This is a genomic window from Clostridium sp. E02 (genome assembly GCF_003833015.1).
Lineage (GTDB): Bacteria > Bacillota > Clostridia > Lachnospirales > Lachnospiraceae > Lacrimispora.
The window spans coordinates 1-12,354 of sequence record NZ_RJLQ01000027.1; the positions used below are offsets into that span (position 1 = coordinate 1).

8 protein-coding genes are annotated in these 12,354 nt (G+C 40.1%); all 8 read right to left on the bottom strand.

All coding sequences use genetic code 11. The features are described 5' to 3' along the window. Nucleotides 1-223: 223 nt before the first annotated feature. A complete protein-coding gene (locus EFT72_RS17035) occupies nt 224-1,861 on the bottom strand; it encodes a redoxin domain-containing protein (protein ID WP_124068116.1) in 1,638 nt (545 codons plus the stop codon). Beyond that, complete coding sequence (locus EFT72_RS17040; RefSeq protein WP_164473205.1) at nt 1,833-3,665, bottom strand: glycosyltransferase family 39 protein; 1,833 nt, start codon at nt 3,663-3,665, stop codon at nt 1,833-1,835. Before EFT72_RS17040 ends, EFT72_RS17035 begins: the two co-directional genes overlap by 29 nt. Nucleotides 3,666-3,694: 29 nt before the next feature. Then, nucleotides 3,695-5,989 (bottom strand): cellulose biosynthesis cyclic di-GMP-binding regulatory protein BcsB, encoded by a 2,295-nt coding sequence (locus tag EFT72_RS17045; RefSeq protein WP_124068118.1) that lies wholly within the window; start codon nt 5,987-5,989, stop codon nt 3,695-3,697. After that, nucleotides 5,986-7,269: a glycosyltransferase gene (locus tag EFT72_RS17050; RefSeq protein ID WP_124068119.1), complete on the bottom strand. Its 1,284-nt coding sequence runs from the start codon at nt 7,267-7,269 to the stop codon at nt 5,986-5,988. Before EFT72_RS17050 ends, EFT72_RS17045 begins: the two co-directional genes overlap by 4 nt. Before the next feature lie 50 nt (nt 7,270-7,319). After that, nucleotides 7,320-8,918 carry a DUF2334 domain-containing protein gene (locus tag EFT72_RS17055; protein ID WP_164473206.1) on the bottom strand — a complete coding sequence of 533 codons (1,599 nt, stop codon included), beginning with the start codon at nt 8,916-8,918 and terminating at the stop codon, nt 7,320-7,322. Next, the gene (locus tag EFT72_RS17060; RefSeq protein WP_124068121.1) at nt 8,908-9,771 is read right to left on the bottom strand and encodes a GGDEF domain-containing protein; all 864 of its coding nucleotides are present in this window, start codon (nt 9,769-9,771) and stop codon (nt 8,908-8,910) included. Before EFT72_RS17060 ends, EFT72_RS17055 begins: the two co-directional genes overlap by 11 nt. Nucleotides 9,772-9,834: 63 nt before the next feature. Then, nucleotides 9,835-11,373 carry a hypothetical protein gene (locus EFT72_RS17065; RefSeq protein ID WP_124068122.1) on the bottom strand — a complete coding sequence of 513 codons (1,539 nt, stop codon included), beginning with the start codon at nt 11,371-11,373 and terminating at the stop codon, nt 9,835-9,837. Next, nucleotides 11,357-12,325, bottom strand: coding sequence for a glycosyltransferase family 2 protein (locus EFT72_RS17070; RefSeq protein ID WP_124068123.1), 969 nt, complete (start codon nt 12,323-12,325; stop codon nt 11,357-11,359). The genes EFT72_RS17065 and EFT72_RS17070 overlap by 17 nt, the downstream gene beginning before the upstream one ends. Between the last annotated feature and the right edge of the window lie 29 nt (nt 12,326-12,354).

The following is a 12,354-nucleotide window of genomic DNA, read 5'->3' on the forward strand; positions in this document are numbered from 1 at the left end:
GCTTACATCTCGTAAATTCGTACGACTCGTTTTTGGTTTGCTGGTCAAAAACCAACTGTACACCGGCGAAAAATTGGACGCCGAATTTAATATTGAATCGAACTAGTATTCGAGAATACATGTTTTTCTTGTATGCTTTATTAAGTGAACCCTTTTTGGCTAAAACATATCAAAATCTTTTCTAGTTTTTTCTTGACATATCACCAGAATGCTCTATTCTTTTTTAATTGGTATATTCATAAGCCAGCATTGCCATCACCTGATCAAAAGAAGTAATACCACTTCCGTCTTCCATTCCAAAGGCTCCATAATAAGGGTAAGATTTATTTACAATTCTCATTTTCTCCATTTTTCTAAGGGCTAGTCCCTGCAGCTCCCGATCTCCTGTCGTATGGGCAATCATTGCTACCAGAGCATAAACAGCTGTTGAATCATAATTATACCCATCCACAACGTTTCCTTCTACGGTATAACGGGCTTTTATCCCCTCCTTATTCATCTGCTCCTTTAGCCAATCCAGGGTATCCGTTGGCAGCAAACCAACTTCTGCCAGATGAAGAATTGTAATCATTGCTTCTGCTGTATTTAAATCATCGGTTTCATAAGCATTGGTTTTATAGTTATACCAGCTGTAATACAGAGGAAATTTTTTGCTAATCTTTCCTTCAACAACCAATTTCTTTGCATTTTCATACGGTTTTTTGAGCCTTGCATCCATGATTGCCAAATCTGACATCGTGCATAAGTCTCCATAGCAAAGAGTAAAGCGCTTTGCAAACTGCTTGTACTCACTGTCATAAAAGTCCACATATTGTTCATTCCTTACTCCATATTTACACAGCGAATTGGTGTAACTGTGGATGGCCTCAGCATATCCCCCCCACAAAGAATCTGCCTGCATAAGGGAACTGACAATCCGGAAATCATCTAAAATAGAGTTAACATGAGACGGGTCATCCCCGGTGACCTTCCAGGCTGTCAAACCATCCGACCACATAACCGAGGTAATGTAATGAAACACTTTCTCAAATAACTCTCGATCATTTCTTAAAACCGCGTACTCTAACATGCCCCCCTGGGTTTCACTAAGGATATCACTTTTATTCGTTTTCGCTTTTGAGGTATCATAAACGGTATGTACCCCACCTCTTTCATCCATCATGCTGCTCGTAACAAATTCACAAGTCACTGTTTGGCTTCCCTCCATCGTATCCTTTAAATATCCTTCAAATACAGAAGTCTCCGTTATCTGCCTGGGACTTAAGGCTCTGAGCACCCCCTGCTTATCCAAAAACAATGTGGTGGGTATATTATGAAGACCTAATTTTTTATAGGCATTGAGACCAATGTCATAATAAGTTCCGGTGAGGATTTTTTGCTGCGTCAGATATTGTTGCGCCTTATCCTTTGTTTCTTTTTGATTATCCAGTTTATTGATCAGAATATAGTTGATATCACCATATTCCTTTGCAATGTCCATAAAATCATTCATTAAAGATAGCTCTTCCTTACAATCCGGGCACCAACTGGCCCAGAATGTAATAATTGTCACGTTCCCCACAAAGTCATGAATTGATACCGTTTCCCCGGCCTCATTCTGAAAAGAGATATCCGGTATGGGTTCATTCAGATTACAATTATCGGGAAAAATGCTGGTGATATCATCAAGAGAAGCCACCTCTGCTCCCTGCTCACTGAGTGCACCTGATTCAGTATTTTCTCTGCTTTGTCTCAATAGTTCTTTTTCCATACGAGAATACCTGACCAGCGAAAATACTCCGATAAAAGTGAATACAGCTAATACAAACACTATTGTAATCAATGTCTTCTCTTTATTTGTTTGGGACAGAACTGGTCTCATTCTCTTTCTCCCCTCCCTTCTCCTCCCTATCCGTTTCCACGGAAGAAGGGTTCCTATATTTTTCGGATACCGTCACAATAACATTGCCATTTTTAATGGCAGATTGCATATCAAACGCATTGGTCATACTCTTATAACGATTCTCGATCGCCTTAAGCTCTTCCTCCTCAAATCGCTTCAGTGCTTCTATTTTCTGGCCCTGTATTTTCTCCTTCTCCTGTCTGCTATGATCGGAGGCTTTGACATATACTATGGAATTTTCAAAGATATAACCAATTCCAACCGCTGTCATAATCATGATCACCGGCAGTACATGAAAATGATACCGATTTTGACTTTCCACAAAGATATGCATGCCCGCTGTACCGAGGTACATCAGAATCAATACATATACGTAGGAAGCCTTTCTCTGAAGCAGATAAATAAGCGTCATAAACGAAAACAGAACAAACACCATATAGACAATATGGTTTGCATTCTGGGATCGATATAAAATATCTGCTCTTTGGGGAGACAGTGTATTCTGTTCCTTTAAAAACGCCAGATTCCAGGTTGCGCCGTAATCATCATTTCCCCAAAGCAATTCGTATTTGTTAATGAATAGATTAAAAATAGCCTCTGGATCAGAATTCAGGCGTAACAATGCCTGATTACGACAGGCTATCTGCGCCTGAATCGGCGATCCGGTACGATCTAAATTATCGTATAAAAACTTGGAATCCTCTTCATTCCACCCCCCATTTGCTTCTGTATTCAAACCTACCAGTAAATTATAGCCAAACGATTCACTGAAAGAGGGCACTGTTTGGTTAATGACAAGTTCTATATTCGTCGTAAGGATTCCAGAAAGAATCATGTAAGAAACCAGAATCAGGGCTCCTCTTAACCAGCCCTTTCCCAGAAACCGCACCCAAATGGATAAACTGTTCCTTGGAATCCCCGGTAATTTCATTTTCAGCGGAAGCATACACAGCAAAATGGCTATTAGAAGAATCAAAGCCATTGGCCGGATTGCCGCCGAAATTGCAATCAAAAATCCCAACAGGATATGGAGTAGAATTCCAATGACCGCATGTTTCGTTGTGCTATCGTAGTCCATTGCTAGATGAAGGAACAGAAGAACTGATAAATAAAGGAAGAAAGAGAATGCATACTCAGCTGCCAGCATGTTAATGTACATGATCTGGGAGGGCCAGAACGCAGCCGCGGTTAATGCAATCACCCCAGCCAATCTTCCCCCCAGCCTCCTTCCGATCCTGTATATCAAAAAAACCGTACCCACAGAAAAAAGAATGTTCGCAATTTGTCCATGAAATACGCTGGTACCGAAAAGGACAAAGACTTGTTTTAAAATATAGCAATACCCTATAATATGAGGAAACATTGCGATATAATTGCAATAGCCTTCTCCCTTATCCTGAAGTGTACCATTTTTAAGCATTTCAGCGATCTCATAATAGGTTTTATAATCAGATGCCGGCTCCATAGGGAATTTTAAGATAACCGCATATCGTAGAATGAAAGCAGCGGCCAGCACAAGTATGACATAACAAGCTTCAATCCCTGCCATTAATTTTTCCCGCTCCGACAGCTTACGGGCAATTCCCAACCTGGCTGAAAGCAGCGCCAGAAAATGTACTCCAACCCAGACCAGAAAAAAAACAGAGAGAAGCATTCCTTTCATGGCATAAGGATATTCCTGCTCCCCGCCAACCCAGGATACACCACAGATTAAAATATATCCAATACCAACAACAGATAATGCAACACAAAAACGATAAAACAAGTTTTTTTCTAATTTCATATGTCCCCTCATTCCCTCCCTGTCGCTGTTTACTCATCCACCTTTTTTCGGTACATACGTATCCGCAATAATATTATAATCATTGCGAGAAGCATCAGAAACATTGCTGATGTTGCAATGACAGTAAATATCAGAGATTTTTTATTTTGTACCAGCTTTTCTGCAAGGGTGGGGCCACCTTGAACTACTTTATTCTGTATAAACTGAAAAGCAGTAAGGCCAGTATCTGGATTAAGAATCACACAGTCCTTGGTCAGCTTATCTCGTATCTTGCTGTCTCTTAAGCATTCCTGTACATAAATCAGAGACGGATCATTGCTACCGGTAACAGCCAACAACCCGCGATTTAATGAAAAAGGAGATTTTAACAACTGCATAGCTGCTATATTTCCTGCATATTCCTTAGACAAGATTAACTGTTCATTACTTTCAAACCCATTCCCATCTGAGGTATATTTAAAATCAAGCTTGTCATTGATTTGTGAAATAAGGGGATTTTCTCCAAACGTACCTGTGGTTATTATATTGTAGTCAGCATCATCTTTACTGAATTCACTGACTCGCTTCACCGTAAGACCTCCATAAGGCTTTGTTTCATTCCCGTACATGGCAACAATCTGCCCTAGCAAATTGAGTTCATGGGTCGTTGGCACATCTGTGATCACAAGCATGACATCGTTAAATTTACCATCCTTTCGAAATGGAGATGCTTTTAAGTCGAAAGACAGGGTAATGCCAGAGGAAGGCGGTAAAAATATAGTGGACTCTTTCGAAACATAGGCCCAGGGCATATCACTCTGTCTGGGAGTGCAGATCATATCGGCAATTTCTAAGTCAAATGATAGTTTTATACTAGTAGCCGCTGTTCCAATCATATCGGCTGGAATTTCAAAATTAAGCTCATCTCCAGAAGCATTTTCCTTCCTCAGCCGCTTACTGGCAACTGGAACATCTCCCCAATATACAGTCACCAGGGAACGGGTGAAGTCCAGGTTTTCACTGTATCTAAATTTTAATGCAATCTTTCCACTTTCTGACAGTACAAAATCTTTGGAAACCGGAAGATAAATATAGTTTTCCTGATGAAAAGGACCTACAAAGGAAACTCCACTGCCCATAATATCATTAAGAGTATAATTTCCTGCCATCATAGCATTCTGTGCAGCAGCATTCACGGCAATCTGAGAGCTTCCTTTCTCTACCGAGGCAACGGCTCCGTTCTCCTGCTGACAGCGACTCTCATCCATAAGCATATAAGCAGCTTCTACCAGACTGGAATCCTCTGATGAGGTTATAATTAACAGGGGATTTCCGTGGGAATCATCCGTATAACTTACCGTTGCATTCTGATTGGAATCAGGAGCCTTTAACACCAGCTGTTTGTATTCCTGTGGCAGGTTATCATAACCAGAAATAAGGATCGTCCGAGTGGGATCCGTCTGTTCCAAATCAGAAAGAAGGCACACCTGGATCTCGTTTTTATCTTTTGTGGCAGTGCTTAAATCAGCCATCAAATTCATCGCTGCTGTAACTTCTCCTGTGGCTGCCTTGTCTGAAACAGCAATAGTCAGTCCTTTTCCTGTCGGAGAATAGGTAGACATAAAAGGATATGGAAATTGGGAAATCTTATGTTCCGGGTATTTGCTCTCGTAACCGCAACGGATATAGGAAGTTTCATCAATTCTTAACCAGTTTGCGTCAGAATAATCATCCACGCAGCCCTCTTCATTATAAAGCCTAGCATAGGCTGACATGGTAAACGAATTATATCCAGTTCGTACCTCACTCATGGGGATTTTTACATAAAGAATCTGGGAACTGCCAGTCTTATACTCCAGCTTATAAGACTGAAGAGGAATATTATTAACCGCAAACGTAACGGAGGATGACGTCCCTTCAATCAGTTCACTCACATCATACTGAATCTGAGCATATACATACTTGGTATCCCAGTAATCCTGAACATAAAAATAAAGATCCACAGAAGAATAAATCCCCTTTAAGGTCTTCTGAGGAAAGAATATGTCCTGGGTATGACTCGTCTGTTCATATTCCGGCGCATTCCCCTCTGGTGTTGCCGCTTGTTCCGGATCCACGACAGGCAAAAAATTTATGGAATCCTCCTCAGGGGATTGATTCACGATTGACTCTATATCCGCATGTTCTGTATTTTCCTCTGGAATACTGGCGGATTCACCATCTGTGGCTTCTGTATTCACAGCAGGTCCAAGATTGGCTCCATATATCTTTATATTCAGCCCAGCAATGAGCAGCAAGGTAAGTACCAGACATCTGGCAGCTTTTATCCGTATTTTCATCTTCATCGTCCATCTCCCCTTTTTCCTGATCCTTCCTCAAAACGCTCTGTTTTATCCCATATAACTTCTTTGTGATAAACAAAATCCTGTATGCCCTGAACGACTCCGTTAATCACAACCAGCACCCAAAGCTTGGAATAAGTAAACAGCATAAAGAATGTAAGTACTACATTACTGAGATTAAACTCATTTTTCTCTACGGATAAGGTAATCGTCACATTGAGCACGAAAAGTAAAATCGCCATTTCCCACAGCAACGAGGAAAATCCACCCAGAGTGACATAACAAAATCCCAAAACACCCAGAATAAAAATCAGATCCGAAAAAACAAGAGAGGTAAACATCAATAAGTATACCAGCGCATAATAAATGACATCCAGTCTCATCCTTCCTGCTGCCGGATCAAATGCATATTTAAAATTACTTTTGAGTACATAGAGATTTCCCTTTACCCAGCGCGTCCTTTGTTTAAACCACTGTTTTAACATCTGGGGTTCCTGCTCCCAAGTGACGGCATGGGGTATGAATTTGATATAATACCCCATTCTATATAGGCGAAAGCTGATTTCCGTATCTTCTGCAAGAGCATTTACATCCCAGCCTCCCATCCGGTCGATCAACTCCCGGCGTATTACATAATTGGTCCCGGGTATTGTACACAGCTTGAAAAAGAAGAATCTCCCAGCCTGGCTCATGCACTGGTAAGCCAGTGTTTCGATATTGACAAACCGGGTAAGCAGGGACGCATACTTATTTCTTGTCCGAAATTTTCCAATTACTGCACCTAATTTATCATCAGACATGAGATTTTCCACAAGGATTTTCAGCGCCTGCTGCTCCGGCGTGTTATCCGCATCATATATAGCGATTACAGTCCCTGATGCAACAGACAGGGCTATGTTTAGAGCATTTGATTTCCCTTTTCCCCCCACAACATGATCGGTATTGATAATTATGATTTTTGCGATTGGATTATTATACTGGATATCCTTAAGCACGTTTGCAGAATCATCCGTAGAATTATCATTAATTACAATAATTTCATATTTATCCTTGGGGTAGTCCAACTTAAGCAAAGCGTTCATAGTTTTTTTGATTACAATGCTTTCGTTATGAGCGGGAACCATAATGGTTACCATGGGATATTCAGAAATCGCTATATGTCCGTCTGTACGGTTCATACGCATAATATAGATAAAACCTCCGATGGAAAGCACTATATTAATAAACAATAGGCCCCATATGGCAAAAATAGAATACAATGCAAGAACATCAACAAATGACATATTCCCCTCCCTTTCCTGGGATTTTCCGAAATAAAGAATTTCGTTCCGTCTTACCGTCTGTTTTCTTCGTTGTGAAAGAAATAATTTCTTCTATTATTATATCGAGCCAGGCAGATAAAAATCAAAAAAAGAACAGAGGTTATTCCGACTAATATAATCAGCTTCCTGTTCTGAGATGTCAAGTCCTTTGAAAACCGCTGCAGCATATTACGGTGGTAATCATATTTCTCGTTATAAGTGCTGGGAACAAAGCTTAAATCCATCTTTTTGCCGTTCAGCAGCAGATCGTGATTTTTATACGTCATCAAACGCTTCTCCAGCCAATAACTGTGTTCCATATCCCAAAGACTTTTTAAAGAGACAGAAGAGCAGCGGCAGGCTTCAATCTTTTCCCTGATATCCTTCCTATGATCTTCCATAGAAATCATAACAGCGGTAGAATACGTTGATAAATAACTGGTTTTAAAATCATCAAGAGCTACTGCTGTTCCTACCCATTGATGCCCATCCTCATAAACCAGATTGGTCCGCATATTTGACGGTTTCATATAAGAATCCTCTTCTTCCGATGTAAATATGGTTTTAAAATGTCTCATAATCTCTATGGTATCTTCCTGAACCATCCAATTACGGGGAACCTGAAGAGCCAGTGGATACACTCCGTTTTTATTATATAGTTCCAAAGACTGTCGAAGATATTCCAATACAATATCCTTATCAAAAGAAATCATCTGATTGATCGGTGCGTTTATAATGACTGCACCGCCATTTGCCTGGGCATACCTTAGAACTTCACAAAAATGAGCCATAGCCGGATAATCACCATGTACATACACAGGCATCACGGAAATTACAAAGGGTGTTTTCTTATGAGCCAACAACTTCACCACCTCAAGCAGTTTATCCGGATCCTCATAGGGATAGACCTTATCAATTACAATATACTGAGCAAATTCACTAGGGCTTCCATTAAAAGGCCACTTCCATTGAGCCACCTCTTTTATGAAAGCAGCTCTGATCAGATTGTCAAAAAGATTCGTCACTGGTATATGAGTTATCACTCCATTTGTTGCACAAAAATATCTCGTTTTGCCATTAACTGTCAGGCTTCCATTCTGATAACTGAATGATTTCAAAAATACAAAACACTCTTCTTTAACCAAACCGGTCCGTTCATTTAAACCATCAAAGGTATAACGGATCTCACCAGTGGAACTAGCGGCAGTCTCATAATCACCAGACCTACCAGTATCCTTTAAGTAGGCTTTTAAATATTCATTGCCAACAAATAATATATGTGGAGACCTCTCCTTGTTTCTCTTAATCGGGTCCTCGTACTGCTTTAGGTTCTTAGAAAAATCCTCGGGGTATTTCGTCAAATCATAGCAGATTACGTAGGAAAAACGATTTATGGAAGCCATGCATCTGCCAGCTGGTCCATAGGTCACTTTAAACCCTTGATAGGTTAGTAGTTCCACCATATCATTTACAGCTTCCAACGTATTTTTTTCTGCTCCATCATTATAGATAATCAAGATGTCCCCTTCCGGTATCTGTTCCTGTTCCGATGCCCAGGCAGTTCTTCCCAGCCATATGCCAGATAATAATGCTACTACAGCAGTACCAATCAGAATTCTTTTATACATCATATTGAAGTTCATTTTCTACCCTTTGCTTAAACAAAATCATATTGTCTCCATGCTCAGCCTTGTCATATTCCAAACTAGCTATCTTCACTTCAATCTTAATTGCAGCATTCGTTATTCCTTTAAATGCATCTTTTTCTGAAATACGGCTGTGAAGCCGTCTCATGGCAATTTCACTCCCACTCTTATCACTGGTCAGTATAACTGCCAGACTGCCTTTGTTATCAATTGAATAGGTCTTATCTTCCACCCTGACTGTATCCACTACAATTTGGGACAGTATCTGTATCACCCGTTCGTAATTGCTCCTCGTCAAGATACTTGCCAGTTCTGCTTCATATTTCAGTACAATCACCATAAGGGACAGGGGTACCTTATTTCTCTCTGCATAGGAAACCTGAATATTTAAATCGTGATACAGACTTCGCAGGTTATATAATTTCGTCAGCGGATTTACCATGACCAGTTCTTCTACCTGTTCTCTCAAAATATTATTTTCTAACTCCAGCCTGTAATTTTCAGAAATAAACAGATACATGGCTACAGCTGATAATATGGGAAGAAAAATCCAGACAAAACTCAATAATGGAATCTCTATATCATAAGAGAGAAACAGATAGAGCCGGAACGATGTATAAATCGAAACCTCTACCCCCGCCAGTACAAAGGATAAGCTAAATAGCTTAAAACCTGCAAGCAAAAGTACCACAAAGATGCCAATCAGCATGATCACAGATTCAAAAACCGCGGACTTTGTAGTGTAGCTTACTGTAATTGCTCCTACAAACAAACATATAAACAGTAAAACCAGACCGAAATCCTGAATCAGATAACCAAAAGACTTTCTATTTGCCATGAATCATTTTCCTCTCTTATCACCCCATACAGCCATAAAATCTTTGCTGCATAAAACTATTTTCTAAACAATTTTTATTTTATGAAGCAATTCAGCAAAGATACAGTATGTCATAATATCGAAAGAAAGCCCCACCAAAAACATACGCTTTCCCATCTCTGCATCACCACTTCCAATAATCACCACAACGGATTGAGACAGTAAAACCCCCAGCACCATCAGCAGCATATCCAGGAATATAGTGTTTCTTCTGTCCTCCAAAGGGCGGATGGAATACCCTTTATAAAACAGAAAAAACATCGCCCCCGTCAGTAAAAACAGAAAGCCTATCGTTCGGGGTGCCGATGAAGCCTTAAACGTACTCCACCCTGACCATAACAGGATTTTGGCCTTCTTTGGCAATCCCACAGATTTCTCATAATTTCCACAATTGCTCCTTCGTATATCCATACCAGCCCCAATGGAAACATCGATCATACCTAACAGGCTTCCCGGGTGGCATAAATAGTAAACCGCAATATCCTGTGTCGTAAATTTATCCATAAACCCGTGATAAAGGGAAGCGTCTCCTGCCTTTACCAGAGGCAGATAATCATAAGAGGAAGCATCTGCTAACAACTCATAGGAAGAATCAATTCCAAATTCTCTCAGAGTATCAGCCGGATTGGAAGACTCAAACAAGACCCCTCTCGTCATTGCGTGGAACTTGCTTGTTTCACTAAAATCAGATGGATATGCGTATATACAAAAAATAGCGGACAGACTAAGAAGAAATGCGGTTGCTATACAGCCAATACTCCAAAACCAGTTTCTGCGCACATAGATAAGCCGGATCGCATATCCTGCAAATAGAAAGCCGATCACTGTGCACTGGGACCTGGAACTGATCAGAACAGCTCCTGACAGTAAAAACAAAATCAAACTCCATGCATCCAGATAACCAGAACGTTTTTTTTGGAAGGACATGGAGGCCCCCACACAATATAACATGGTAATGAACCACAATGCCTCCGGATAAAAGGAATTAAAATAAGTTACATATCCTACATCTGAAAAAATAATCAAACCCACTGCGGAGATAAAAAAACCTTCAGAAAACCGTTTGACTCGCTGGCAGACCTGCTTTATGATCAAATACACTGCCGGAAGATACATAATCATATAAATAAAGCCTAAAAATCGGATATCGAAGTAGCTGTCACTGGTAAAAATATGATCCAGATTCTTTGCCAGTTTAATAAAAAATATCTGACTATTAAATGTTTTACCAGGCATATCACCCCTTGATGCAGTGTTTGAATAGGTTCTAATAAAATAATTGTTATATTGATCTTCCGGTTCCTGTTCTATATAATAAATCCCAGCAGATTTCATAATGTCATCGGTGGATCCGTCAGCTGCAACTCCCTGATAATTAGGTATAAAAAGGATTGTACCACCAACCAGAGCCGTTATGATGGTAACTGCCAGAGCCAAAAAATGGGGAGAATATTTCCCTTCCATTTTAACATTCACTTTTCTTAGAAAATCCTTTGCCTTGTTAAAAAAAGTCTTTAATAGAATAATAAGCTTAGATGCCTTCTGCTCATCCTTGTTTTTCATACTCTGTCTCCATAAGATCATTAATCTCAATATTATATCTAGGGCGGTGCTTTACTTCAATATATATCTTTCCGATATATGTCCCAATAAGACCAATAGATAAGAGTTGAACCCCACCAATAAACCAGATGGATAAAATGATGGATGTCCAGCCTGCCACCACTTTTCCTGTTACATAAGAGTACAAAGCATAGATGGCTGCAAAAACACTGCAAAGAACAATCGTCAGTCCAAGGCTGGTAATCATGCGGATTGGCTGTATACTAAAAGAGGTGATTCCCTCAAAAGCCATGGAAAACATCTTGCTTAAGGGATATTTCGATTCTCCTGCAATCCGTGAATTCCTGTCATACGTAACGACAGTGGACCGGTATCCAATCAAAGGAATAATTCCTCTTAGAAACAAGTTTCGTTCCGTATAACCGGAAAATTGTTCCACTGCCCTCTTTGACATGAGCCGGTAATCTGCATGGTTATAAATGATATTAATTTTCATCGCCTGCATCAGTTTGTAAAAGCCAAGAGCTGAAGTCCTCTTAAAAAAGGTATCCGTATCCCGCCTATTCCTTACTCCATATACAATATCATATCCACGTTTATACTTAGCAACCATATCTTCTATTACAGATATGTCGTCTTGTAAATCCGCATCAATGGTTATGATCATATCTGCAGAATCCTTTGCAGTAATAAGCCCTGCCGTTAAAGCATTCTGATGTCCCGTATTTCTGGTAAGCTTTAAGCCGAAGACACAGTCAAACTGTACTCGGAAATCATGGATCACACTCCAGGTCTTATCTGTGCTGCCATCATCCACATAAAGAATGAAACTATTGCTACTTAACTTTCCCGCTTCTGTCAGCCTGTGTAGAATCCGGGTTAGTTCTATATTTGTATATCTCAATGCCTCTTCTTCATTATAACAAGGAACCACAATACAAAGTCTGCTCATCTGCTTCTCCTCTTTATTATGTTTTAGCA

Bases quoted from the DNA above. Each gene is read 5' to 3' on its own strand.
- EFT72_RS17035 (WP_124068116.1), bottom strand. From the start codon at position 1,861: ATGAGACCAGTTCTGTCCCAAACAAATAAAGAGAAGACATTGATTACA.
- EFT72_RS17040 (WP_164473205.1), bottom strand. From the start codon at position 3,665: ATGAAATTAGAAAAAAACTTGTTTTATCGTTTTTGTGTTGCATTATCT.
- EFT72_RS17045 (WP_124068118.1), bottom strand. From the start codon at position 5,989: ATGAAGATGAAAATACGGATAAAAGCTGCCAGATGTCTGGTACTTACC.
- EFT72_RS17050 (WP_124068119.1), bottom strand. From the start codon at position 7,269: ATGTCATTTGTTGATGTTCTTGCATTGTATTCTATTTTTGCCATATGG.
- EFT72_RS17055 (WP_164473206.1), bottom strand. From the start codon at position 8,918: ATGATGTATAAAAGAATTCTGATTGGTACTGCTGTAGTAGCATTATTA.
- EFT72_RS17060 (WP_124068121.1), bottom strand. From the start codon at position 9,771: ATGGCAAATAGAAAGTCTTTTGGTTATCTGATTCAGGATTTCGGTCTG.
- EFT72_RS17065 (WP_124068122.1), bottom strand. From the start codon at position 11,373: ATGAAAAACAAGGATGAGCAGAAGGCATCTAAGCTTATTATTCTATTA.
- EFT72_RS17070 (WP_124068123.1), bottom strand. From the start codon at position 12,325: ATGAGCAGACTTTGTATTGTGGTTCCTTGTTATAATGAAGAAGAGGCA.